The following is a 25,518-nucleotide window of genomic DNA, read 5'->3' on the forward strand; positions in this document are numbered from 1 at the left end:
GTTAAAAATAACTAGTATTATATGTCTGCACACAACATAAGATTAGAGGTAATGAAAGCCATTGAGGGCAAAGTAGAAGGTTTTATAGACAGCTACTTAGTTCCTATTGAAAAAATATGGCAGCCAACAGATTTTTTACCAGACTCTCAGAGCGATAACTTTTTTAATGAGGTAGAGCAAATTAGAGAAGAGGCCAAAGAATTAGGATATGATTTTTGGGTTACTTTAGTGGCAGACACTATTACTGAAGAGGCATTACCAACCTACGAGTCTTGGTTAATGGATGTAGAAGGTGTAGACCAACATGATGGTCCTGAAAACGGATGGGCTAAATGGGTTAGAAACTGGACAGCAGAAGAAAACAGACACGGAGATGTGTTAAACAAATATTTATACTTATCTGGTAGAGTAAATATGCGAGAGGTTGAAATTACTACGCAGCATTTAATTGCAGATGGTTTTGATATTGGAACGGATAGAGATCCGTATAAAAACTTTGTTTATACTTCTTTTCAAGAATTGGCTACCAACATATCTCATAAAAGAGTTGGGCAAATGGCTAAGAAAAAAGGAAATACTTTACTAGGTAAAATGTGTAATATTATTGCTGGTGATGAAATGCGTCATCACTTAGCATACAGAGAGTTTGTTAAAGTAATTATGGATCAAGACCCTAACGGAATGATTTTAGCTTTTGCAGATATGATGAAGCGTAAAATTGTTATGCCAGCACACTTTTTGCGCGAGTCTGGCGGTAGCATAGGAACTGCTTTTGAAACTTTTAGTAATTGTGCACAAAGGTTAGGAGTATATACAGCTCAGGATTATATAGAAATTCTTAGCAAGCTTAACGGTTATTGGGATATTGAAAATTTAAGAGGTTTAAATGATTCTGCAGAAAAAGCAAGAGATTATTTAACTAAATTACCATCTAGATTACAACGTATATCAGACCGTATGAAAATTGATGAAGACCAATACCACTTTAAATGGGTACAGGCAAATGGTATGCTTTAATACCGTTTTATACATAAAACAAAACCCCAATTCTTATAAGGAATTGGGGTTTTTTGCTTGGTTGTTGATGTTGTTATAGTTTACCGTGTTTGTGCTCACTTTGCCATTTTTGCAAATCGGCCCATTTGCCTTCATAGCACATTTTTGCTTGCATTGGCCATGAAGATGGGTCATGTATTCTATAACGTTCTCCACCAGAGTTTAAAACTTCTTGGCACTTAGCTACTGTAGCTTCAGATAATGCTTTCCAAGTTTTAATGTCAAACGTATGAAAAAGACCTTCAATTTTAGGTCCAATTCCTTCTACTAGTTTTAAATCGTCTTGTTTTATTTTTTTACCAAAAACAGCTTTGGCTGCAGTAGCATCAAAAGCAATGCCGGCATCTTGTGTTGGAGTTGGTGCCATTGCAGCTACAGGTGGTGTAACAACTGCTTTGGCAGCTTCTTTGGCTTTAGCTCTACAAGTATCTAAATCTGCCTGTAATTGTGTATTTTTAGCGGTAAGTTGGTCTTTGTCTGTTGTTAGCTTACTGTTTTTGTCTTTCCATAACTGTAAGTCTTCAGAATTGTCTATAATCTCTTTATTGCCTTTGCCTAACAGATAGCCAAGAACTGCACAAATTATGCCTACTAAAGCAGGTATAATCCAGCACCAGATGTTTGTGTTTTCCATATTTAAGATAGTTTGTGTGTTTATTTTAATGTTATTACTGTTCTTCTATTTTGAGCTTTACCTTCTTCTGTGTCATTGGTTGCTATAGGCTCATCAGGGCCTTTAGAAGATGTGTTTATTTTAGAAGGAGAAATGCCGTTGTTTGTTAGGTATTCTTTAGCAAATTCTGCTCTTTTAAGTCCAAGGCCAATATTTGTTGTTCGGTCTCCTGTATTATCAGTATGGCCAACTACATTGCACATTGCTCCTTCTACTTTATCTAAATATGTAGATATATCTGCTATTTTTTGTCTCTGTTCTGCAGTTAAATTTATGGCTGCCTGTCCTGTTTTAAAATGAAGAACTAATGGATTAGATTTAATTTTTAAGTAAAGAGCATCCATTTGTGCTGTGTTGTCTTCTGCTATAACAGCGTCATAGGCAACTGGACCAATATAAATACTATCTTTAGGTACCATAGAATTCATTAATTGTCCGGAAATATTTAATTTAGAAGAGGGTACGCCGCTTGCAACTACATAATTTTTAATGGTATTTGCCCTGGCTATACCTAAGTTTGGGTAAGCAGACTTGTTCTCTTCTTCAGCCGTGTAGTAGCCTGTAATGGTAACAGCGTTTTTAGGATCTTTATCTATGTACTGTTGTATTGCAGCTACACCTTTATTTACATTTTCAGATAATGGCTCTTGGTATGCAAATTCTGAGCTTTTAAAGTTAAAATTGTCATTGCTGTCAAATTCAAAACCATTTCCTTTTAAAGAAAAAGGATAAGCGGTTGCTTTTGGTTCAATTGGGGTTTGCACTTCTTCATTTGTGTCTGTTACAGTATTTGAATCTGTAGTTGCAAATCCGCAACATGTACAGCACGTAATAAAAAAGTAAGTTCCTACCAGAATTGTGATAATAATTCCGAGTAGATACATTAGTTTTTTTGTCATAATGGTCTGGTTTTTTTGTGTTTACGCTACAATGTAAAAAAAAATTATTTAAAATGTTAAAAATGTTAAAGAAATACGCATTCTTAAACTTTTTTTAATGAATTTTTTACTTTTTGCAGTTTAACTTACCAGTTATGTACTAAAACCTACCAGATATACATTGTTTGCTTGTAAATATATAATTCTATGCAAAACGCAGAAATATTAATATTACTTTTATGGTATCATAGTAGGAAAAAAACCCTGTTCTCCCGCAAAGTGCGGCATTGAATTTGGGTTTTTTTCATTATATTATTAGTTAGTTAGCTAAGTTTATTTAGTGATTACAAAAAAAAAGCCGCTGTATACAATTGTATGCAGCGGCTTTGTATGTTGTATTAAACTAGTTACAAGTTAAATTTGATTCCTTGTGCCAGTGGTAATTCTGTAGTATAGTTAATAGTATTTGTTTGTCTTCTCATATATACTTTCCAAGCATCTGAACCAGACTCTCGTCCTCCTCCAGTTTCTTTTTCGCCACCAAAAGCACCACCTATTTCTGCACCAGAGGTACCAATGTTTACATTAGCAATACCACAGTCAGATCCTTGAACAGATAAAAAGTGTTCTGCTTCTCGTAAATTATTAGTCATAATTGCAGAAGACAAGCCTTGTGCAACACCGTTTTGCATTTCTAGGGCATTTTCTACACCACCAGAATATTTTAATAAGTATAAAATAGGAGCAAACGTTTCATGTTGTACAATTTCAAAAGAGTTTTTAGCTTCTGCAATTGCTGGTTTAACATAGCAACCACTTTCATAACCTTCTCCTTCTAAAACACCGCCTTCTACTACAATGTTGCCACCTTCTTTAACAACTTTGTCTAAAGCATCTTGATACATTTTTACTGCATCTTTATCTATAATTGGTCCAACGTGGTTATTTTCATCTAAAGGATTACCAATACGCAGCTGATTGTATGCACTAATAACGGCATCTTTTACCTTATCATAAATAGAGTCATGTATAATTAACCTACGTGTAGATGTGCAACGTTGGCCAGCAGTACCAACAGCACCAAATACAGCGCCAATAACAGTCATTTTTATATCTGCATCTGGTGTAACAATAATGGCGTTGTTACCGCCTAATTCTAACAAAGATTTACCCAAACGCCCAGCAACCTCTTTAGCAACAATTTTACCCATTCTTGTAGATCCTGTGGCAGAAACTAGAGGAATACGGGTGTCTTTAGTCATCATTTCACCAACCTTATAATCGCCATTTATTAAGTTACAAATACCTTCTGGCAAGTTATTAGCAGCAAAAACTTCTGCAGCAATGTTTTGGCATGCTACGCCACACATAGGTGTTTTTTCGCTAGGTTTCCAAACGCATACATCTCCGCAAATCCAAGCTAAAGCAGTATTCCAAGCCCACACAGCAACAGGAAAATTAAATGCAGATATAATACCAACTACGCCAAGTGGGTGGTATTGCTCATACATTCTATGTCCTGGACGCTCAGAGTGCATTGTTAGTCCGTGTAGTTGTCTAGATAATCCAACAGCAAAGTCGCATATATCTATCATTTCTTGAACTTCACCTAAACCTTCTTGGTAGCTTTTTCCCATTTCATAAGATACAAGTTTACCAAGCGCTTCTTTTTTTTCTCTTAATTTTTCTCCAAACTGACGTACAATTTCTCCACGTTGTGGAGCTGGCATTGTCCTCCAGGTTTTAAAAGCACTAGTAGCAGTTTGCATTACAATATTGTAATCTTCTTTTGTGGTAGCTTTTACTTTACCAATAAGTTTGCCGTCTACTGGAGAATAACTTTCTATAATGTCTCCGTTAGAGAAATTATTAGAACCGGTAGAAGTTCCTTCATTAATATCTTTAAGGCCCAATTCTTTTAAGGCGCTTTCTATTCCAAAAGATGCTGCTATTTCTGACATTTTTATAACTTTTATATTAAAAATTGTTACGTTTCACACAAAGTTACAAATAAATGTTCTTTGTTTAACAAAACTAGGTATTGGTTTGTTTTAGGAATTTTTATGCTTTGGTAGCTAATCTTCATCTGCCGTATACCTACTATCTACAGGCATTACAGTGCCGCAGTTGTTGCAAGTACGGTGTTCTTTAGAACCATAAAATATTTTAAAATGACTTAAAAAGTCTTTTTCAATATCGTTTAAGGTAAAATAAGCTTCATAAAGTTTATGGTTACAATTGTCACAATACCAAAGTAAACCATCATCTACACCAAGGTTGTTTCTTTTGCGTTCTATAACTAAGCCAATAGAGTCTTTGTGACGTACAGGAGAATGTGGTACTTTTGCGGGGTGCAGGTACATATCTCCAGGGCCTAGTTGCATAGTTTTCTTTTTACCGTCTTCTTGTATGTGTACTTCTATAGTACCTTCTAGTTGGTAAAAAAGTTCTTCGGTTTCATTATAGTGGTAGTCTTTTCTGGCGTTTGGGCCTGCTACAACCATAACTATATAATCACCTGCATCTTTATATAAGTTTTTATTACCTACAGGTGGCTTTAAAGTATCTCTATTTTCAGAGATCCATTTGTTTAAATTAAAGGGTGCTTTTATAGCCATATATCTTTTCTTTTGTTAGCAACAATGCTTATCAAATTTAAGAAAAGAAAATAGTTTAACCGCGTGTTACTTGTATAAGATTTGGGTAACGTAGTGTTCACCGTTGGTGTTTGTAAGTATACAAATTCCTGTATACTCATAATTGGTTTCTATATTATCTTTATGGTTAGGACTATTTAGCCAAGCGTTTAGTATTTGTTGGGCGTTACTGTATTGGTTTGCTACATTTTCTGCTACTAAAGTTGCATTAGTTTCAGAAGATAAATTTTCTGCTCTTTCTATAAAATTATCATGATTAATAGCATTAATTTTTATCATATAAATATTGTGATCTTTAGCGTACCTGTAAGCATTATTACTTATTTGTAATTTTTCTAAGCCAATATTGGTTCTGTGGTTGTTAATTAAAGTAATTAGTTCAGCCTCCATTTGAGTTGCTGCAACTTCTTCATAAAGTTCATCTACACCATCAGTTTTATTACAGCTTATAAAAAAAATAAGCAAAAGAGAAATTAGGGGAATTTTCATCTTACACATAACAATCAATTTTCATTTAAAAAATATAGTTGTTGTAAAGGTATAAGTATAAGTGCTTGTGTTAGTGTTAAATACTATGTATGACGAATTAAAAACGGTGAAATGTTTTTTTTTAGATTAAGTGCATTATTAAAAGTTAATTGTAGTTACCAATGGTATTTTTACTTGTAAAAAAGTTGGGTATAATAATAATCGCCGTTTTGTTTGTGCATAACACTAATACCTGTGTGGGTGTAATCTCCTTCTAAATTGGCTTTATGTCCTTCACTTTGTAGCCAACTTTGCAATGTTTCTTGAGCAGATGTGTAACTACTAGCAATGTTTTCTGCTATGTAATTGGCTCCGGTTTCATTGGCTATGGCTTTTGCCCTTTCCTCAAAATTAGCATGGCTTAAATCTTTTGTGTTAGCCATATACTCGCTATGTGATGTAGCATATTTTTTAGCAATAGTACTTGTTTTTAATGGCTGTAAACCTAAAGATTCTCTATGAGAATTAACTTGTATGAACAAGTTGTTTTCTAGCTCTGCATTGCTCATTAAGTTAATTTCATCTTCTAAATTATCTTTAGAGCAGCTAAAAACAATAGAGGTTATAAGGACTAGTAATACGTAAGTTAACTTTTTTAACATGGTTAGTGTAAAAGAGGTTTAATGGTTAAGTTGGTTTAATTTATGGTTAAGATAAATAAAAAGTCGCAACAAAAGGATAAATAAATACGTTGTTGTTAAATAATTTATTTTTAACAGGATAATACCCAGTTTACAGGGAGTATTCTATGTATTTTAAATAGTACTTTTACCAAAACTAATTTTTTATGAAAACCAAGTCTATCTTTTTTGTTTTATGTTTAGCCCTTTTTTTTGGGTGTAAAAAAAAGGTCACAACTGTAGATGCAGAGTCCGCTGCAAAATATGCAGAGTATGTGTCTGAGTATACACAAGGTATTATTTCTACAAAAGCACCAGTGCAAATTGTTTTAAGTAAGCCTGTAAATGATTGGACAAATGGTAAAGATTTAAGCTCAAGTATTTTAGATGTTTCTCCTAGTGCATCAGGAAAAATAAAAGCTATAAATGAAAATACTATAGTTTTTACTCCGTCAAAAGCTTTAAAGCAGAATACTGAGTATACCTTTTTAGTAAACTTAAAAGAAATTTATAAAGATATTCCTAGTGATTTAGAAGAGTTTGCTTTTTCTGTTAATACAATAAAGCAAGAGTTTAGTGTAACGTTAAGTCCTATGCAGGCATACTCAAAAGAATATCAATATATAGACTTGCAATTAAGGTCTGCAGACGTTTTAACTCTAGAAACCGTAAAAAAACTAACCACTGCTACTTATAAAGGTAAAAAGTTAGCTTTTAAATATAATAACAACCCTAAAAATGGAACTCAGTTTCAGTTTAAGTTAGATAGTATTAAAAGGTACAAAGAAGATGAAAAGTTAGTATTGGCTTATGATGGTAACTCTTTTGATATTGACACAAAGGGTAAAATTGATGTTGTGATTCCTGGTAAAAACAACTTTTCAATATTAAACGTAGATGTAAGACAAACAAGTAGTCCGGTTGTAAAAATTAATTTTTCAGACCCATTAAAAAAAGGTCAAAATTTAAAAGGGTTAGTAGTTTTAGAGAATGATGCAAACCCTAAATTCTCTATTAAAGGAAATACATTATACCTATACCCGTCACAAAACCACACAGGATCCTTATTGTTAGAGGTTTTTGATGGTATACAAAGAGGAGACGGTGTAAAACTTAAGAAAAAATATACAGAGCGTATAGCTTTTGAGCAAATTAAACCACAGGTTAGAGCGTTGTCTAACGGTGTTATTTTGCCATCATCTACCAACTTAAAAGTAAATTTTGAGGCCGTAAACTTAAAAGCTGTAGATGTTAAGGTATTTCGTATTTATGAAAACAATGTACTTCAGTTTTTACAAGTAACAGAGTTAGGTGGTAACAACCAATTACGTAGAGTTGCAAGGCCAATTGCAAGTAAAAAACTAGAATTAATAGATGAGCTTACGGTAAATAGTGGTAAATGGCAAGCACATGCTTTAGACTTAACAAACTTAATAACACCAGAAAAAGGAGCTATTTACAGAGTAGAGTTTTCATTTAAGCCGCAATACAGTTTATATACTTGTAGTGATGGCACAAACTTTAGTCCTTTTGATGAAGAGGAAGACAATGATGATTTTGATGAAGAAACTGAAAGTAGCTATTGGGATAATTCTGAAAGTTACTACAACAATGATTATAGCTGGAGTGAAAGAGAAAATCCTTGTCACACATCATACTATGTAAATAAAAAAGTAGGAATTAATGTTTTGGCCACAGATATAGGTGTTACTGTAAAAAAAGGAATTAATAACAGCTATTTTGTTGCAACATCAGACCTAGTAACAGCCAAGCCAATAGTAGGTGCCAAAGTTACTTTTTACAATTACCAGCAACAGGCATTAGGTACTGTAACAACAAGTGCAGAAGGAGTTTCTTTTTTTGATGCAGACCACTTAGCATTTTTTGCAGTAGCAGAGTTTAAGGGGCAAAAAACTTACGTTAAACTTAATGACGGTAACGCATTATCTGTAAGTAAGTTTAAAGTAAATGGTGTTAAATTACAAAAAGGAATTAAAGGGTTTATTTTTGGAGAACGTGGTGTTTGGCGTCCAGGAGATATGTTGCACTTGTCTTTTGTTTTAAATGATAATGCAAATAAATTACCAGCAAATCATCCTGTAAAATTAGAATTGTTAGACCCATATAATGATGTGGTTCATAGAGAGGTAAAAACTGTAGGTGTAAATAATTTTTATAGTTTTCCTATACAGACAGATGAAGATGCTATGACAGGAGACTGGTTGGCAAAAGTATCTGTAGGAGGTGCGCAGTTCACAAAAACCATTAAAATTGAAACCATTAAACCAAATAGGTTAAAAATTAAAAACGATTTTGGAGAGGGCATCTTAAAAGGAGGAAAACCAATAAAAGGAACAATGGAAGTTAAGTGGTTGCACGGTGCAATTGCAAAAAATTTAAATACAGATATAGCTGCTAAATTTAATGCTGTAGAAACAAAATTTAAAAATTACCCAGGCTATATTTTTGATGATCCAAGTAGAGGTTTTTCTGCAGAAGAACAAATGGTTTATAATGGTAAAATAGATGCAGAGGGTAAAGCTAATTTCGCTATAAATCCACAATTAGAGAGTAACCCTCCAGGAATGTTAAAAGCATCTTTTGTAACTAAAGTTTATGAAAACGGAGGAGATTTTAGTACAGATGTTTTTACTAAAGAATACTCTCCTTACCAAACTTATATAGGGCTTAATGTGCCAAAAGGCGATAAGTCTAAAGGGATGTTGTTAACAGACATAAAGCATAATTTTGAAGTGGTTTCTGTAGACCAAAACGGAAAGCCAAAAGCAACTAAAAACTTAAAAGTAGCCATATATAAAATACAATGGCGCTGGTGGTGGGAGACTTCTGAAGATAACCTAACTCACTATGGCAATAGCGGTTACAGAAATAAGATTTTTGAAACTACAATTAGTACAAACTCTAAAGGAAAAGGAAATTTTGAATTTGAATTGAAATATCCAGATTGGGGAAGGTATTTAGTTAGAGTAGAAGATGAGAATGGCGGACACGCAACCGGTAAAGCGGTTTATATAGATTGGCCAGGTTGGGCAGGTAAGTCTAAAAAGAACGATCCGTCTGCGGCTACAATGCTATTATTTTCATCGGATAAAGAAAAATACAATGTTGGTGAAACAGCAACCTTTACATTTCCTAGCTCAGAAAATGGGAGAGCATTGGTTACCGTAGAAAATGGGAATGAGGTTTTAGAGTCTCTTTGGGTAGAAGCCCAAAAAGGGGAAACTAAGTTTACAATACCAATGACAAAAGAGTTTACACCTAACGTGTTTATTCATATTTCTTTATTGCAACCACACGCTTCTACACAAAACGATTTGCCAATACGTATGTATGGTGTAATTCCAATCTCTGTAGAAAATAAAGAAACAAAATTAGAGCCAGAAATTGAAATGCCAGATGTGCTTAGGCCAGAAGAAACAATTAATGTTAAAGTAAGCGAAAAAGATGGCAAAGCAATGACGTATACTATTGCTATTGTAGATGAAGGTTTGTTAGATTTAACAAGGTTTAAAACACCAAACCCTTGGGGAACTTTTTATGCAAATGAGGCATTAGGAGTAAAAACTTGGGATATTTATGATGATGTTATTGGTGCCTTTGGCGGCAGAATAAATCAGGTATTTGCTATTGGTGGTGATGATGAACTTGCTGGGGCTAAAAACAAAAAAGCAAATAGGTTTGAGCCTATGGTGGTGCATTTAGGCCCTTTTAAGTTAGAAAAAGGACAAACTAAAGCGCACAAAATAAAAATACCAAAATATGTAGGTTCTGTTAGAACTATGGTTGTTGCAGCAGACTCAGAAAAAGAAGCCTATGGTAGCCAAGAAAAAACAACCCCTGTACGTAAACCGCTAATGATTTTAGCATCATTACCACGTAAAATAACTCCAGGAGAATCTGTAATATTACCAGTTACTGTTTTTGCTATGGAGAAAAAGGTTAAAAACGTAACAGTAAAAATTAAAGAAAATAAAGCCTTTACTATAGAAGCAGGCAATAGCAAGTCGTTAAAGTTTACTACTCCAGATGAAAAAATGGCGTATTTTGTTCTTAAGGTTTCAGACTTTAAGGGTATTGGTAAAGTAGTTGTAGAGGCGTCAGGTAACGGAGAAAAAGCATCTTTTGAAATTCCAATAGATGTGGTAAATCCAAATCCAGTAACAGCAGAGGCTACAAACTATGTATTAAACGCTAATAGTAGTAAAACCATTAGTTTAGAAACCTTTGGTGTAGACGGTACCAATACTGCATCTGTAGAGCTATCTACATTACCTCCAATGAATTTTAATGGTAGAATGCAGTATTTAATTCGTTACCCACACGGTTGTGTAGAGCAGACTACATCTGGTGCTTTTCCACAGTTATTTTTAGCAGATATTTTTGATATGCCTAAGTCTAAAAAAGAAAAAGTACAGAAAAATGTAGAAATGGCTATAAACCGTTTAGCAGGTTTCCAAAAATCAAACGGAGGTTTATCATATTGGCCAGGTCAAAGTAATGCTAATGACTGGGGAACAACCTATGCAGGACACTTTATGTTAGAAGCAGAAAAAAGAGGATATGTGTTGCCAATAGGGTTTAAATCTAAATGGATTACATATCAAAAAAATATAGCAAAGCAGTATAGAACCAGTGGTAGATATACACTGTTGCCGCAAGCATACCGTTTATACACTTTGGCATTAGCTGGTAGTGCAGATGTTGCGTCTATGAACAGGTTACAAGAAACAAAAGACTTGTCTAACCAATCTAAATTAAGACTAGCAGCTGCTTATGCCCTTATTGGTCAAAAATCTGTAGCAGCTAAGTTAATGAACAGTGCAACGTTAGATTTTACAAATAGTAAACATAATTATGGCACTTATGGGTCTACAGAGCGTAACAAAGCTATGGCATTAGAAACTATGTCTATAATGGAGAACAAAAAAGCGTCTCAGCAGTTGGCAAAAGAAATTGCAGAAGCTTTAAATAGTGATAAGTATATGAGTACACAAAGTACAGCATATAGCTTATTAGCAATGGCTAAGTTTGCAGATATGGTTGGTGGTAAAGGCATTAAAGCTACGCTAAAAGTTAATGGTAAAAGAGATAATGTTAGCACTAGTAAAACATTAGCTAACAGAGCGCTTTCTGTTAAAAAAGGAAGCAACTCTGTAGAAATTAAAAATAATGAGGGTAATACACTTTATGTAACCTTAGTTAATAGTGGTAAGTTACCTGTTGGGCAAGAAAAAACAGTGCAAAATAACCTTAGTGTTAATGTAGTGTATAAGTCTAGAAATGGAAATGTTATAGATGCATCACAAATACAACAAGGAACAGATTTTGTTGCTGAAGTTGTACTTAAAAATACTACCAATAGTAAAATTGAAGATGTAGCGTTAACAGAAATTTTTCCTAGTGGATGGGAAATTGTAAACACACGTTTTACAGATTTTGGAAGCTTTGCAGAAAACAATGTAACCTATACAGATTTAAGAGATGATAGAGCTAATTTTTATTTTGACTTAAGAGAAAATGAAACTAAAAGCTTTAGAGTTTTACTAAATGCATCATACCTAGGAACATATTATTTACCTGGTGTGCAAGCAGAAGCTATGTATGATAATGATTACCTGGTACGTACAAAAGGACGTTGGGTAGAGGTTGTAAAATAAATACAACTTCTACGCAACCTTTTTTAAATTTTTGGTTCTAATTAGTATATAACAATTATAAAATTAGAATTATGAAATTTAAATTAGCTTGTATTGGTTTACTTGGTGTTTTATTCTTGAATTGTTCTTCAGATGATGATCTTGTTTGCGCAGAAGATTATACAGGAGAATTAACAGCGGTAGAAAGTGTGTTACAAGGTACTTGGGTATTAACGGCGGTAGAATCTAGTGTGGCGGTAGATTTAACAGATGATGAAGAAGATAACCCTATAAAAGACATTTTTGTACAAAGTACAGATTGCCAAAATGATGCTATATACAGTTTTATGGCAGACAGAAGTTTTACGTTTAAACAAGGTTTAACAGCTGCAGATTGTGAGCAAATGAGTGATATTTTAGGAACTTGGCAATTTACGGGTAGCGTTTTAAATTTTTCTAGTGCGTGTACAATTTTTAGTTCGCAAATAAATTTAAATGAAGATGAAACAGCTTTTTCTATAGAAAGTCTGTTAAATATAAGAGATATAAATAACCAATTGGTTGAAGCTGAGGTAACATATACCTACACTAAAAATTAATTATAACCAACAAAGCTTAGAGCGTCTAAGTTTTACTTAGGCGCTTTTTTATGCTTAAAAAAGTAGTTTTTAAAGGGTTTCTGTAGGGTGTTCTTGTGTTTGTGTTTCTTCCATAACAAAAGCAAAAACTAGCTCGCCTATAGTTTTTATAGGTGTGTAAAGAGCAGAACTTTTTATAGTTTCTTGTTTTACAATTTGTAGTTTGTTGTTGGCTTGGTCTAAAAACAAAAGTAATGCTCCAATAATTACGGCAACCTTTAACGCACCAAATAGTCCGCCAGCAATTCTATTTAAAGTGCCTAGCATAACAGCTTTAGCTACTTTGGTAAGTAATTTGCCAACCAAATTAATAATAAGTACAACAACAATAAATGTTAATATAGAAGATGCAATATGTATAGTGCTTTGGTCCCATTGCCATTTTTCAGTTAGGTAATTGCCAATAATATAAGAGAAGTGTATGGCGGCATAAATACCAGCAACTAAAGCTACTAGGGAGGCTACCTCTATTAAAAGTCCGTTTTTAATGCCTTTGTAAAGTCCCCAAATTAGTAGTATGCCAAGTATAATGTCTAAAAAATTCATTCTCAAGTGTTTTTACAAATATAGGATATTGATTTGTACCTTTACATCTTATTAAAAAACAGAATAAAACAACATAAATTTTGCAACTATAACAATGTCAAGAGATACCGAATTAAAAGAGAGATGGGATGTTTTAGTAGAAAAACTATCAGCACAATTTGCAGATGGTGATACGCTAGAGCTAGATGCAATTATATACTTGGTAGGCATACAAGAATTAGGTAAACCACACGCTAAATATAAAAAAGACGAAAAAATAAATTTAATGCATATTGCCATATGTAGGTTACTAGAGCCTTATGGTTATTATGAGTTTGAAATGTTTGATGAAGACGGATGGCCACATTATAAAATAAAAGAAGAGTTGCCAACATTAAAAGCAGGTGAACAAAGTGTTTTAATGAAAGAAGCTTTGGTAAACTATTTTGTAGAAAAACAATACATAGACTAAATAGTAAAGTGCAATTATTAATATGGGTTTTGTAGGCAAACTTAAAAATACGGTAATTGGTAAATTTTTACGCAACAACCCTAAAAAAAGCATAGCAGTAGCAGTACTGCTTATTGCATATTATTTTTGCTTACCAAAACAACTTTTTAATGTGCCAACAGCTACTGTTGTAGAGAGTGAAGAAGGGTTGCTTTTAGGAGCGCAAATTGCTAGTGATGGTCAATGGCGTTTTCCTAAAGTAGATAGCATACCTAAAAAATTTAAGCATTGTTTACTACAGTTTGAAGATGCACACTTTTACAAGCATTTTGGTTTTAATCCTGTTTCTATAGCAAAAGCTATTGGGCAAAATATAAAAGCAGGTAAAACAGTACGTGGTGGTAGCACCATAACACAACAGGTAATACGTTTAGCGCGTAAAGGCAAAAGCAGATCTTATGCAGAAAAATTTATAGAGCTTATATGGGCAACACGCCTAGAGTTTAGGTATAGCAAAGAAGAAATACTAAAAATGTATGCTAGTAATGCACCCTATGGAGGTAATGTTGTAGGCTTAGAGGTTGCATCTTGGCGTTATTTTGGACTAAAATCTCATCAATTATCTTGGGCAGAAACTGCAACATTGGCCGTTTTGCCAAATGCTCCAAGTTTAATATATCCGGGTAAAAACCAGCAACGTTTGTTAGTAAAAAGAAATAAATTACTGCGTAAGTTGTTAGCTAATGGTATAATTAACAAAACAACTTATGACCTAGCCTTGCTAGAAGAGTTGCCTCAAAAACCATATGCTTTGCCGCAAAATGCACAGCATTTGGTTACACATTTATCAAAAAAACATAAAGGAGAAAGGGTAGTAAGTACTATAAAAGCTCCCTTGCAGGCAAGTGTAAATGCTGTAGTACAAAAACACTACTCTCACTTAAAACAAAACCAGGTTTACAATGCTGCGGTTTTGGTATTAGATGTTAATACACGCAAAGTATTAGCATATGTAGGTAACACAAAAACAGATAAAAATCACCAAAAAGATGTAGATATGGTGCAAGCCAACCGTAGCACAGGTAGTACCATAAAACCATTATTGTATACCGCAATGTTAGATGCTGGTGAGCTATTACCCAATATGTTGGTTGCAGATATACCTACACAAATTGCTGGGTACACACCTCAAAATTTTAATGAAGACTTTAGTGGTGCTGTAGAGGCTAAAAAGGCATTAGCTAGATCATTAAATATACCTGCTGTTAGGTTGTTACAATCTTACGGACTGCAAAAATTTAGAGATCAGTTAGACTTGTTTAACCTAAAAGGTATAAACAAATCTGCAGATCATTACGGGTTAACACTAATTTTAGGAGGTGCAGAAAGTAGTCTTTGGGACTTGTGTAAAACTTATGCATCTATGGCATCTACGGTAAACCATTTTAATAGAACATCTAGCGAATATTTTACAAAGGAATTTGCAGAACCAGTGTTAAAAGCAAATGATACTGTAGATTTTGGAAAAAAATCTACAGAAAAAACAATTTTTGATGCAGCAAGTATATACCTCACTTTTGAAGCAATGAAAGAGGTAAATAGACCAGAGGGACAAGAATCTTGGGAGTTTTATGACTCGTCTAAACCAATTGCCTGGAAAACAGGTACCAGTTTTGGTAATAAAGATGCTTGGGCAATTGGAGCAACCAAAAATTATGTTGTTGGTGTTTGGGTTGGTAATGCAGATGGTGAGGGTAGGCCAAATGTTACAGGTGTTACTAGTGCAGCACCAATTTTATTTGATGTTTTTAATGTTTTACCTAAAACAAGTTGGTTTTTAAAGCCTTTAGATGAGTTTACAGAAATAGATGTATGCAGTAATAGCGGTTATTTAGCAACGCCTAACTGCCCTACTAAAAAAATAAGTATACCTGCCAAACAAAACTATGTAAAGGCTTGCCCTTACCATAAATTAGTGCATTTAGATGCCAAGCAGCAGTTTCAGGTAAATACTTCATGTGAGTTGTTAGAGAATATGGTAACTAAGCCTTGGTTTGTATTGCCTCCTATACAAGAGTTTTACTATAAAAAAACCAACGTTACGTACAAAACATTACCAGATTTTAGAAACGATTGTAAAACTGAAAATGCTAAGGTAATGGAGTTTATTTACCCAAAATCTGGAGCAAAAATAACCTTGCCTAAAAATTTTGAAGGAGAAACCAATGAGCTGGTTTTAAAAATAGCACACTCTAAATCTAAAACAAAAGTTTTTTGGTATGTAGACGATAGATTTGTAAAGCAAACAGCAACATTTCATGAAATAGCTATTTTGCCAAAACCAGGCGTGCATAAAATTACCGTTGTAGATGAGGTTGGTAATGATGCTGTTATTTGGATAACAATACTAGAGTAGCTGTAACTACCCTAGTATTAAATTATATTTTATGGTAAAAGAACACTAGCTATTTTAAACTTTAGTTCTTTTAATGCTTGTTCGCTTTCTACTAAAACTTCTATAGTCCAGTTTGGCTGTGCTTCTTCTTTTAAGCTAATACTAAGCTTATGTGAGCCATACTTACTACTGCCGTAATTCATTTTTTCACCATCAGCATTATAAATTAAAATTTCAACAATTTTTTCGTTAGGATCTTCTACATAGAAAGACAATGCATTTTCATTTCCAAAGCTTCCAAAACCATCAAAAAACTGTTTAAAAGCATCAACAGTTTCTGCCATACCTTCTGCTATTACTCCAGATTCTTTTAACTCGTTAAGTTTTTTTTGGTATTCTTTTTCATCTTTTTCTTTAAGTTTTTCCAAAGCAGCTTTGTCTACTAAGGTAACTTTAACGTCTTTGTATTTTTTACCAAGTAAATTTTTATTGTAGTAGTTAAGCGGATTTTTAACAACTACTTTTCCTCCATTAGCTTCGGTAGGACTAAAATATTTTAAAACACCTTCTATGTTAACCAAATTAGTGGCTTTACGCGTTGGTGCTTCAAGCTTAATATCTAATTCGTTATTATTGCTATAGTCATCACCAAAAAAGCTTTCCTTTTTTTGTAATGTGCTACCATCATCAGCAGCTGCGTTAGTGATAGATTTTATTTTTACCTGGTTAAATTCATCAATCTTAATGCCTTTAATTAGAGCAGAAAGTTCTACAAAACTTTTATCAGACTCTAAATGTCGTTCTTCTTTAATATCATTTACAAATAAATTTACGTCTTGTGCTAATGTTAATTTGGTGCATAATCCTAATGCTATACAAACAAGAACTTTTTTTGTCATTTTTTTGTTTTTAAAATTGAATAGTTGAAAAATAAATAGTTTTTTTATAACCTGCGGTGTATAGTTTATTTCGTATTTTTTTATACTGCTGCACGTGTGTTGGTGTATAAATAAAATAGGTAGGAATCTCTTGGTTGTCTACGGTTAAAAACAGTGGTATTAATGCTTCAGTTTTGTTTTCTAATGGTAGTTTGTGCATTACTTTATATTCGCATTTTATACCTTTAGCCTCACATTCTTTAGTTATTTCACTAATAGCAATAATAGCATCTACCCTAAGTTTGCCAGTTACACTAATTTCCGGAACATTTGAAAATAGCTCGTTGTTAATATTGGTTTTAAAAGTAAGATTGTCTTTTTCTAAGTTTAAATCTTGATACTGAAAAAACAAGCCCTCGTCTAACAAATTATTTACTTTTTTGGTGCCCATTGCACTTCTTATTAAAATAATTGGAGCAATAATAACAAAAATAATAATGGCTAAAATTAGCCCAATGATTGAGGAAATAATAGCGCGCCCACTAAAGCAACTTTTAAAAATTAAGTCCCAATAATTGGCAATAGAGTTGGTTTGAAAACAGTATTTAACAATTTTAATAATGTTTCCAGAATTGATAAAAAAATTGATAAGTAAAATAATAACACCTGCTACAAGCAAAAGTATTCTAATTCCGTCCATAAGGTTATAAATTTGGTTAAGGTTATTTGTTTTAGGCAAATGCTTAAAACTGGTTAAAACTTATAACGGAGATATTTTTGTAAAAGTACTTTTGGGTAGTTTTTTTAGTTCTAGTGCATAAAACAATGCACATTAGTACATTGTATTTGGGTTTTTAGACGTTTTAGGAATTTGCTGTATAGCATCCCAATGTTCTACAATTTTACCATTTTGGTCAAATCTAAAAAAATCCATAGTAACGTATTGGTCGTTACCAGGCCACGTTTGGTGCGTGTGTAAAGCAACAAGGTTACCCTCTGTAATTGCTCTTACAAACTCAATGCTTTTATCTGGGTATTCTGTTTGCATACGCTCAAAATATGCTATAAAACCTTCTGTGCCATTTTCTACGTCTGGGTTGTGTTGTATATATTCTTCACCAACATATAATTCTACTGCTTTTTTAGGATTTCCTAAATATGCAGTTTTGTAAAATGCAATTGCCTTTTCTTTTAAATCCGTACTCATTATCGCTTTTTTATTTTAAAGATAATGCTTTTTCAAGGGAGTTGTTATCTGCGTGTTTTACGCACACTTTTTTAATCTATATTTGCCGACTTTCTTAAAAGAATTTGAACACTGAAATACAAATAGAGAAGTGGCTCTCCTGGGTAGATGAGCTTTCTTGTAACGATTATGTGGTAATTGATAATTTTTTAGATACAAGCACGTATTTAGAAGTTAGAGAATTCTTTTTATCTAAGCTAAATTATTTTGCACAAGCAGGTATAGGCGCATTAGATAAAAATGCAGTACACACAGAAATTAGAGGCGACTATACTTTTTGGTTAACTAAAGAACGAGATACAGAAATTGCTGCATTTTGGGAGGTTGTAGACCAAGCAATACAGGTGTTTAATAGGTATTGTTTTTTAAGTTTATCTGGGTACGAGTTTCATTTTGCAAACTATCCTCCAGGCGGTCATTACACTAAACATCTAGACCAATTTAAAAACCGAAATAACCGTACCATTTCTTTTATTGTGTATTTAAATGAAGGTTGGCAAAAAGGAGATGGAGGAGAATTAGAAATTTTTAAACCAGATAATAGCTCGTTTTTAGTAGAGCCATTAGCAGGTAGGTGTGTATTGTTTAAGAGTGATGTTGTGCCGCACGCTGTACTAAAATCTTATAAAGATAGATATAGTTTAACAGGATGGTTACTACAGACACCATCTAAATTAGGGCAGTTTTTAGGGTAGAGACTTACTATTTAAAAGAAAGACAATATTTTTTCTCCCCAGATAGCAAAAACAATGATGGTTATAGTTAGGGCTGTCATAAAAAAGTAAAACCAACGGTACACTAAAAAAAAGCAAATTAAACCTATAGCAGCTGCTATGTAAAACGTATCTGTAAAATGCTCTAAAGTTATCCAGTAGCCAAAAATAAAAGCAATTGTACTTATAGCAAGTTTAATAAATTTAGTGTTTTTGTTTGGTTTAGGACCAGTTTTGTCCGTACCCGAAGTTGTAGGAGGTTTTGGCGGCGGCTGTATAGGGTCTGCTATTCTAATATTACCTGTGCCATCACAAGCGTTACAATGTTCTGTGGTAGCGTGTGTACCACCTACAAAAGTTTTTTGTCCAGTACCAGAACAAGCATTACAGGTTTTATATGCCATAACAGGGTTATTTTTATTACTTACTACGCATTGCCATATTTCTAAGATCAATAAGAGTTTGCTCAGCGTCTTTACGCTCAAAAGAAAGTAAAGATCTATTATTCATAATCAAGTATTTCTCTTGACTTTTGTCTTCGTTTTGCATTTCTACAATAGTGTATTTAGATCTTTTTAAATGAAAAGACTTTGGATACCCTATTTTATCAAACGGGTAGTGTTTAGCTGCTCTAAACTTCTTTTTTAACACTAGTTTGTCTCCAATTACACGAGCATCACAGATGTACATAAATTGGTACACAATAAACCCAATAAGCGCTATAAAAACAGCAGCAGCTACAATCATACCCATATGAAAATCTTGATCTTGGGTAACTTTTGCTAAAATTGGAATCATTATGAGTACTACAATTGTACCCAAGTACAAACCAAGGTTGGTCCAGTTAGATGATAATTTAATTTCTGTGTTACTCGCCATTTTTTTCTTTTAAAGATATGAAAGTTTGTGGTAGGTACAATTTTTGATGCTGGTAGCAGTGACCTCCTCCTTTTACTTTTCTTTTACAATAACCACCAGATTTAGTGAGAGCGCCACAAGTAGATATTACACTACTTCTAGATGAATTGAACCCTTTATTGTATGAAGGCTTACTTTGTGAAGAAGGAGTGTTTGGGTTTGTTGAGGGCTTTTTTTTTAGCGCTTTAATTGCTTTGTTATTTATAATATCTGATTCTTTTATATAACCAATTTTATTATTGTAAATAGCTTTGTAATATTCACCATATTCATAGTATTCTATTAGATAAAGTTGTTTTTTTTGATTTATAGATTCCAGTATTCTTGTTTTTTCACTTGGAAGTTCGTAAAAATTAGAATTTCTTTTTAATGAGGTTTTTATTGCGTTAGTTTTTAGTTCCTGAATCGCAATTTTGTCTTCAATGATAAGTATGTTGTTTGTAATTGAATCTATTTGATTTTCAATAGCTTTTTTTTCAATGAGTAAAGCATCTTTTTTTACAGTTAAATCTATTTTCTTTTTTGATAAGCCCTCTATATCTTGAGAGTTAGAAAGGGTTGATATTAGGATGAATATAATTAATGTAATTGTCTTTTTCATATTACTAACTTTGGAGAGTAGTATTTGCTTAATCTTCTTAAACTGTAATCAATTTACTCCCTTCCTCTTTACCAAAAAAACAGATTTCCGTAAATGGTATGTAATAGTGTATACTTTACAGTTTTTTAAGGGTATTTGGTAGTTGTAGTTTTTTGTATGCTGTTGTAACTAACTCTAAAACAAACAAAAACCTTTACTTTTTTGAGGTTTGTCTAAAAAGTAAAGGCTTAATTTTTTATGGTAAATGGGTAAAAGTTACTCTGTTTCTTCTACTTCTTTTATAGAGTAAATAATTTTATCTAATTCATTTTTATACAAATTTTCATTACTTGCCAACGTCCAACTGTTTGCTTGGTAATATCTTGTTTTACCTTTAAAAATACCTATAGAGTAAAAAATGTCTACGCCGTTAATTGTTCCTCTTAAATGCGTGGTAATTGTTTGCATATTATTAACTACAGTGTCTTTTGTATTAAACATTTCTGCGTTTGTAAGCTGTGTTTTATAATCGTCTAGTGTCATTTTTTTATAATCTTCTAGCGTATTTTTGTAAGCTATATTTTCTTCTTCTTCATAATATTCAATAGCAGTCTCTACTTCCTCAAAAGATTCTTCTATTACTGCTATATAAAATTCTCTTCTTTCATTTTGGTACTGTAGGGTTGCATCATCATTTAAGTCATTGGTTTTGGTTAAAAAAGAAGGTAAAACAATTGAAAATCTGTTTTTAACGTTAACTGTCTCATAAGTGGTTTCTATATTGCAAGACTGTACTATAACTGCCGTTACCAATAGTAAAAAAATGCTTTTTGTGTATTGTTTAATGTTGGTCATTTTTATAGGGTTTTGTTGGTTGCTACAATACGTAAGTAGCAAATAATTTTTCTAATGTTTCTTCTGGGTTGTTGCACAAACCAGGGTGTGTTTTAGAGCTTTGTATAACGGTGCTTCTAGAGGCTGCTAACCACCTAAACCTGTCAGATAGTTCTAACTTGCCAATTGGTCCGCCTGCGGGCTCACCTTTGCAAACCAGTTCCCAGGCTTTTAGGTAATCTTCTAGCAAATTATAGTTGAGCTCCTTACAAAAAGCTTCTAGTTTAGTACGGTCTATATGGTATTTTACACCTAAAAATTTTTTTCGTTTACTAAATAAAATAACGCCAATGTTAAAAAATTCTTCGCGCTCTACTTTGGGTACTATGCGTATAATTGCATACTCAAATGTAACTTTATCTTGCATCTTTAGCTTCTTTTATTAGCGCATCTACCATACCCAATTTTGCATTTAAATAGGTGGTGTAGGCAGCTCTCATTTGCGCAGGAGTTAAAGAATCGGTTTGGTTTGTTAGCCAGTCTTCTGGTATACTGTTGGTGATGTTTTTTATAATTTGCGGTGTAATTTTACTTGTAATTTCTTGTTTTGCATAATCTAGTTCTGTAGCCTGTGGCAATAATACGTGGTCTTTTATTAACGGAAAAGTTCTGGTTAAGTGGTTTTCCCACAAAGGCCAGTTATGATGAAAATAAAAGCTAGCACCATTGTCTATAATCCACAACTCTTGGTTCCAAATAAGTAAGTTGGTGTTTTTTGCAGTTCGGTCTATGTTGCTAATAATACTATCTAGTAGTACCACTTTAGAAGCGGTTTTTGCATCTACGGTAGTTACCAACGGATCAAAAGTTATAGCGCTAGATAAATAGTGTAGCCCTAGATTTAAACCAACACTAAATTTTAGTAAATCCTGAATTTCTTCGTCGGGTTCTGTTTTGCTAAATGAGTCGTCTAGGTTAGCAAATACCAACTCAGGTACTTTTAGTCCAATAGCACGTGCAAGCTCGCCACCAATAAACTCGGCAATAAGTGCTTTTGTGCCTTGGCCAGCGCCTCTAAATTTTAAAACATAAAGGAAATCGTCATCTGCCTTAACAATAGCAGGTAAAGAACCACCTTCTCGTAAAGGTTGCACATACTGTACAACGTTTACGGTTCTAACGTCTAATTTGTTCATACATCTAAGGTACTAAAATTTACAAGTTGTATGGTTATTATTTGCTTAGCAAACGTACTAATTGTGGTCTGTACAAGTTGTCTTTTTCGTTTAAACCAATGGTGTTTAGTAAAAAATTGAAGTTTACAAAAAGCTCTGCATTTTCTTCATCGTCCTCTAAAAATATTTTAAATCTACTACTGCCATTTTTGTAATCTACAGCATCTTGATTAAGGTTAGCGCAAGTAAAAATTTGTTCTTGTTTTAATGCATAGTCTTTAGCAGGTAAATTATATTTTTTACGCATAAAGTTTAATAATCTGTTGCTTTGCTCTCCAATAGATGTAAATTTAATACCATTATCTACAAACATATTTTTTGGCTCACCATTAACAAAACCAGCTTTAACACCTTTTTTTAAAGAAACCAACATACCAATAGTGTCATTATCTACAGTAGCCTTAATGGTGTATTGGTAATAGTCTTTATCTTCTTTAGTGTTGGTAATAGTAAACGGGAAATCTATAAAACCATCTACCGAATATAGGTTAGATAAATTGCTTACTTTTTGCTCTTGGTCTGTTTTACAACTTGTAATAGTTAGTAAAATAAGAGTTGTAATGGCTAGTGTTTTTTTCATATTTAGTTTAAATTATTTTATACGTACGCTTTCAAAATCGTTTTTCATTTTATCTAAAGTAGGACTTAAAAATACCATATACAGTATAATTAAAAGTCCAAAAAGCATAAAGTCTGGTTTAAGAAATAGAATGATAAAAGCAGCACCCTCTAAAATTGCCCATCTTATAATTGATGCAGTTTGGTACACACCAAATTTGTCTTCGAGCTCTTTAATGTCCTTGGCTTGTTTTAGGGTGTTTTTAAATACAAAATTACTAGCAAAAACAGCAATTAGCGGTAGTGCTAAAAATACAACTGAAGACGCATCTAAAGCAGGTACTTTAAAACTTTTTAAAGCCGTAATATCTCCTAAAGTAAAATAAATAGCAACAATCCCAAAGGTTATAGCTAAGTGAATAATTTTTAATGTTTTTATTTTCTGATCCATAGTTTTATGTTAGTTTTTTATAAGTCTCAAGTTTTGGTTCTTGACTCTTTTATCTCTTCTCTATTTTCTCCTTTAAACGATCTTGTCTCTCCATTTACTTAGGTAAAAACCTATTAGGGTCTTCTTTTGCTTTACGGTCTTGTTCTTTTTGTTCTGCAGAACGTGTATCTGTATTAGTAGCAATTGGTTTTTTAGCTTCTTGTACTACTTTAGGTTCTGTTGCTTTTTTTCCTCCAAAAAAAGAGAGTAACATAAGTAGCGCTAAAATTCCCCATACAATGCCAACAATAAGGTCTGTAACAGATTTCCCTTTTTTATTTTCGGTATCAATATCTGCTTGTGGGTCTTCAGAAACTATATTAGGGTTTTCTTTTAAGTAGTATAGTTTTAGTTGAGGGAAGTTTGGCAGTGTAGTTAACGAAATTTCATCAGCATAAGTCCGTCCATCAACAGTAAAAGAGTAATTAAATTTATACATTTTTATAACCCTAGCCAGAGTGGTTTCTGTATACTCGTTAGATAAGTCTGCCATAACAAAAGTGTTATCATCTAACATTTGTTGGCGTTCTGCAATTTTATCTTTGTCGCCTTCGTAAATATAATCGCTAACACAAGATTTTGCTAGGAAAGAAAATACAATAATAAATACAATTCTGTATAAAACAGATTTTACTTTTTTCATAGGTTTACTGTCTTTGGTTATTTGTTTTGATCTATTTTATAGGTATTAAGTCTTGCATCTTGGTTCTTGGTTCTTGTTTCTCATTTTGGTCTCTATTCTCTCCTCTATATTCTTTTCTCTTTTTTTTAAAAAACCGAATCAATTTCTTACAATTTATGTTGTTTTTAGAAATACACAAATAAAAAAGCTTGTTTTTAGAGCAATTGCATAGAATTACTATAAAAACAAGCTTTATATAATTTAGCCTTAGTTAAGGTAGCTTTTAGTCTAACTTATCGGTTAAATTATTAAATACTTTTTTAGGATTTTTTCCATCATACAAAATAGCATAAACAGCGTCTATAATAGGAGTTTTAGACTTTTTGTTATGTTTTTCATTTATTAAATGAGCACTTTTAGTGGCGTAGTAACCCTCTGCAACCATACTCATTTCCATCATAGCACTTTTAACAGTGTATCCTTTACCAATCATATTACCAAACATTCTGTTTCTACTAAAAACAGAATAGCCAGTAACAAGCAAATCACCAAGGTAGGCAGAGTTGTTAATGTTACGTTTCATATGGTGTACACGTTTAATAAAACGTTTCATTTCTCTAATAGCATTACTCATAAGCACACTCTGAAAATTGTCTCCGTAGCCCAAACCGTGAGCCATACCAGCAGCAATAGCATAAATATTTTTAAGCACGGCAGCATACTCGGTACCAATAATATCGTCAGATGTTTTTGTCTTTATATAATCGCTACTTAAGTTTTTAGCCACCAATTTGGCTTTTTTCTCATCTGCGCAGGCAATAGTTAAGTAAGACAAGCGCTCTAGGGCAACTTCCTCTGCGTGGCAAGGACCAGCAATAACACCAATATTTTCTAATGGTATATTATAGGTTTCATTAAAATGTTCACCAACAATTAAGCCTGTTTCTGGTACAATACCTTTAATAGCAGAAAATATAGTTTTATTCTCTAAAGACACTGTAAGTTTTTGTAGTTCTGTGACTAAAAAAGCAGACGGAATTGCAAAAATTACCACATCAGAATTTTCAATAGCAGTATTAATATCTGCAGTTAGTGCTAGTTGTTGTGGGTTAAATTCAACAGCGCTTATATAATTAGGGTTGTGACAGTGCTCTTTTATATGTGCAATAGCATCTGTATTGCGCATATACCAATTTACTGTACTTACATTTTCAGTAAGCATTTTTACAATTGCAGTAGCCCAGCTACCACCACCCAAAACAGCAAATTTTGTAGTATTCTTCATAAAATAAATTTAGAAAATCAAAAGTAGATAAAATTTAATTGAAAGCAGAAATTTATGCCTTCTATAGCTTTAATTTAATAA

The 25,518-nt window shown here is 33.0% G+C and carries 26 protein-coding genes; 6 read left to right on the forward strand and 20 right to left on the reverse strand.

Features of this window, described 5'->3' with window-relative positions; all coding sequences use genetic code 11:
- Positions 1–21 precede the first annotated feature (21 nt).
- Complete coding sequence (locus JM80_RS04745; RefSeq protein WP_089118237.1) at positions 22–1,017, forward strand: acyl-ACP desaturase; 996 nt, start codon at positions 22–24, stop codon at positions 1,015–1,017.
- Between the two features lie 73 nt (positions 1,018–1,090).
- On the opposite strand, the gene JM80_RS04750 is transcribed toward JM80_RS04745, so the two are convergent.
- From JM80_RS04750 to JM80_RS04775, 6 genes are all read right to left on the reverse strand, one after another.
- Complete coding sequence (locus JM80_RS04750; RefSeq protein ID WP_144709354.1) at positions 1,091–1,690, reverse strand: hypothetical protein; 600 nt, start codon at positions 1,688–1,690, stop codon at positions 1,091–1,093.
- Positions 1,691–1,710: 20 nt separating this feature from the next.
- A complete protein-coding gene (locus tag JM80_RS04755) occupies positions 1,711–2,628 on the reverse strand; it encodes an OmpA family protein (RefSeq protein ID WP_038505290.1) in 918 nt (305 codons plus the stop codon).
- Between the two features lie 386 nt (positions 2,629–3,014).
- Positions 3,015–4,568 carry an aldehyde dehydrogenase family protein gene (locus tag JM80_RS04760; protein ID WP_013620704.1) on the reverse strand — a complete coding sequence of 518 codons (1,554 nt, stop codon included), beginning with the start codon at positions 4,566–4,568 and terminating at the stop codon, positions 3,015–3,017.
- Positions 4,569–4,682: 114 nt separating this feature from the next.
- A complete protein-coding gene (locus JM80_RS04765) occupies positions 4,683–5,225 on the reverse strand; it encodes a 3-hydroxyanthranilate 3,4-dioxygenase (RefSeq protein ID WP_013620703.1) in 543 nt (180 codons plus the stop codon).
- Between the two features lie 66 nt (positions 5,226–5,291).
- Positions 5,292–5,762 (reverse strand): CAP domain-containing protein, encoded by a 471-nt coding sequence (locus tag JM80_RS04770; RefSeq protein ID WP_144709355.1) that lies wholly within the window; start codon positions 5,760–5,762, stop codon positions 5,292–5,294.
- 161 nt (positions 5,763–5,923) lie between these two features.
- Positions 5,924–6,394, reverse strand: a complete 471-nt coding sequence (locus JM80_RS04775; protein WP_013620701.1) for a CAP domain-containing protein — start codon at positions 6,392–6,394, stop codon at positions 5,924–5,926.
- Positions 6,395–6,579: 185 nt separating this feature from the next.
- Here JM80_RS04775 and JM80_RS04780 point away from each other — a divergent pair, with 185 nt between their 5' ends.
- Together JM80_RS04780 and JM80_RS04785 are read left to right on the forward strand one after the other, a co-directional pair.
- Positions 6,580–12,090: an alpha-2-macroglobulin gene (locus JM80_RS04780; RefSeq protein ID WP_144709356.1), complete on the forward strand. Its 5,511-nt coding sequence runs from the start codon at positions 6,580–6,582 to the stop codon at positions 12,088–12,090.
- 71 nt (positions 12,091–12,161) lie between these two features.
- Positions 12,162–12,668: a DUF5004 domain-containing protein gene (locus JM80_RS04785; RefSeq protein WP_038505286.1), complete on the forward strand. Its 507-nt coding sequence runs from the start codon at positions 12,162–12,164 to the stop codon at positions 12,666–12,668.
- Between the two features lie 69 nt (positions 12,669–12,737).
- Here JM80_RS04785 and JM80_RS04790 read toward each other — a convergent pair whose 3' ends face one another.
- Complete coding sequence (locus JM80_RS04790) at positions 12,738–13,253, reverse strand: CvpA family protein (protein ID WP_038505284.1); 516 nt, start codon at positions 13,251–13,253, stop codon at positions 12,738–12,740.
- Between the two features lie 94 nt (positions 13,254–13,347).
- On the opposite strand from JM80_RS04790, the gene JM80_RS04795 reads away from it, so the two are divergent.
- Both JM80_RS04795 and pbpC read left to right on the forward strand, forming a co-directional pair.
- On the forward strand, positions 13,348–13,704 hold the full coding sequence (locus JM80_RS04795) for a hypothetical protein (RefSeq protein ID WP_013620696.1): 357 nt from the start codon (positions 13,348–13,350) through the stop codon (positions 13,702–13,704).
- Positions 13,705–13,726: 22 nt separating this feature from the next.
- On the forward strand, positions 13,727–16,099 hold the full coding sequence (gene pbpC / locus JM80_RS04800) for a penicillin-binding protein 1C (protein WP_144709357.1): 2,373 nt from the start codon (positions 13,727–13,729) through the stop codon (positions 16,097–16,099).
- A 29-nt stretch (positions 16,100–16,128) separates the two neighbouring features.
- Here pbpC and JM80_RS04805 read toward each other — a convergent pair whose 3' ends face one another.
- From JM80_RS04805 to JM80_RS04815, 3 genes are all read right to left on the reverse strand, one after another.
- Positions 16,129–16,977, reverse strand: a complete 849-nt coding sequence (locus JM80_RS04805) for a hypothetical protein (protein WP_144709358.1) — start codon at positions 16,975–16,977, stop codon at positions 16,129–16,131.
- Positions 16,978–16,987: 10 nt separating this feature from the next.
- On the reverse strand, positions 16,988–17,656 hold the full coding sequence (locus JM80_RS04810) for a hypothetical protein (RefSeq protein WP_042256708.1): 669 nt from the start codon (positions 17,654–17,656) through the stop codon (positions 16,988–16,990).
- 132 nt (positions 17,657–17,788) lie between these two features.
- Entirely contained in the window at positions 17,789–18,163 is a 375-nt protein-coding gene (locus JM80_RS04815; RefSeq protein ID WP_034645645.1) for a nuclear transport factor 2 family protein, read from the reverse strand.
- Between the two features lie 104 nt (positions 18,164–18,267).
- Here JM80_RS04815 and JM80_RS04820 point away from each other — a divergent pair, with 104 nt between their 5' ends.
- Complete coding sequence (locus JM80_RS04820; protein ID WP_144709359.1) at positions 18,268–18,897, forward strand: 2OG-Fe(II) oxygenase; 630 nt, start codon at positions 18,268–18,270, stop codon at positions 18,895–18,897.
- A gap of 11 nt (positions 18,898–18,908) precedes the next feature.
- On the opposite strand, the gene JM80_RS04825 is transcribed toward JM80_RS04820, so the two are convergent.
- The 10 genes from JM80_RS04825 to JM80_RS04870 all read right to left on the reverse strand — a co-directional run bounded on the left by JM80_RS04825 (position 18,909) and on the right by JM80_RS04870 (position 25,437).
- On the reverse strand, positions 18,909–19,319 hold the full coding sequence (locus JM80_RS04825; protein WP_144709360.1) for a zinc finger-like domain-containing protein: 411 nt from the start codon (positions 19,317–19,319) through the stop codon (positions 18,909–18,911).
- A gap of 16 nt (positions 19,320–19,335) precedes the next feature.
- Positions 19,336–19,794, reverse strand: coding sequence for a hypothetical protein (locus JM80_RS04830; RefSeq protein ID WP_144709361.1), 459 nt, complete (start codon positions 19,792–19,794; stop codon positions 19,336–19,338).
- On the reverse strand, positions 19,784–20,434 hold the full coding sequence (locus JM80_RS04835; RefSeq protein WP_144709362.1) for a hypothetical protein: 651 nt from the start codon (positions 20,432–20,434) through the stop codon (positions 19,784–19,786). Before JM80_RS04835 ends, JM80_RS04830 begins: the two co-directional genes overlap by 11 nt.
- Before the next feature lie 255 nt (positions 20,435–20,689).
- Positions 20,690–21,268, reverse strand: a complete 579-nt coding sequence (locus JM80_RS04840; RefSeq protein WP_144709363.1) for a hypothetical protein — start codon at positions 21,266–21,268, stop codon at positions 20,690–20,692.
- Between the two features lie 22 nt (positions 21,269–21,290).
- Positions 21,291–21,674: a DUF3037 domain-containing protein gene (locus JM80_RS04845; protein WP_034645630.1), complete on the reverse strand. Its 384-nt coding sequence runs from the start codon at positions 21,672–21,674 to the stop codon at positions 21,291–21,293.
- Positions 21,664–22,443, reverse strand: coding sequence for a HipA family kinase (locus JM80_RS04850; protein ID WP_089118227.1), 780 nt, complete (start codon positions 22,441–22,443; stop codon positions 21,664–21,666). Before JM80_RS04850 ends, JM80_RS04845 begins: the two co-directional genes overlap by 11 nt.
- A 37-nt stretch (positions 22,444–22,480) precedes the next feature.
- On the reverse strand, positions 22,481–23,062 hold the full coding sequence (locus JM80_RS04855) for a hypothetical protein (RefSeq protein ID WP_089118226.1): 582 nt from the start codon (positions 23,060–23,062) through the stop codon (positions 22,481–22,483).
- Between the two features lie 12 nt (positions 23,063–23,074).
- Complete coding sequence (locus JM80_RS04860; RefSeq protein WP_089118225.1) at positions 23,075–23,491, reverse strand: MFS transporter; 417 nt, start codon at positions 23,489–23,491, stop codon at positions 23,075–23,077.
- A gap of 94 nt (positions 23,492–23,585) precedes the next feature.
- Positions 23,586–24,173 (reverse strand): hypothetical protein, encoded by a 588-nt coding sequence (locus JM80_RS04865; RefSeq protein WP_075694694.1) that lies wholly within the window; start codon positions 24,171–24,173, stop codon positions 23,586–23,588.
- A gap of 262 nt (positions 24,174–24,435) precedes the next feature.
- A complete protein-coding gene (locus JM80_RS04870) occupies positions 24,436–25,437 on the reverse strand; it encodes an NAD(P)H-dependent glycerol-3-phosphate dehydrogenase (RefSeq protein ID WP_144709364.1) in 1,002 nt (333 codons plus the stop codon).
- Positions 25,438–25,518: the final 81 nt, after the last annotated feature.

It is taken from the genome of Cellulophaga sp. RHA_52, from assembly GCF_007827205.1.
In the GTDB taxonomy this organism is placed as follows: domain Bacteria; phylum Bacteroidota; class Bacteroidia; order Flavobacteriales; family Flavobacteriaceae; genus Cellulophaga; species Cellulophaga lytica.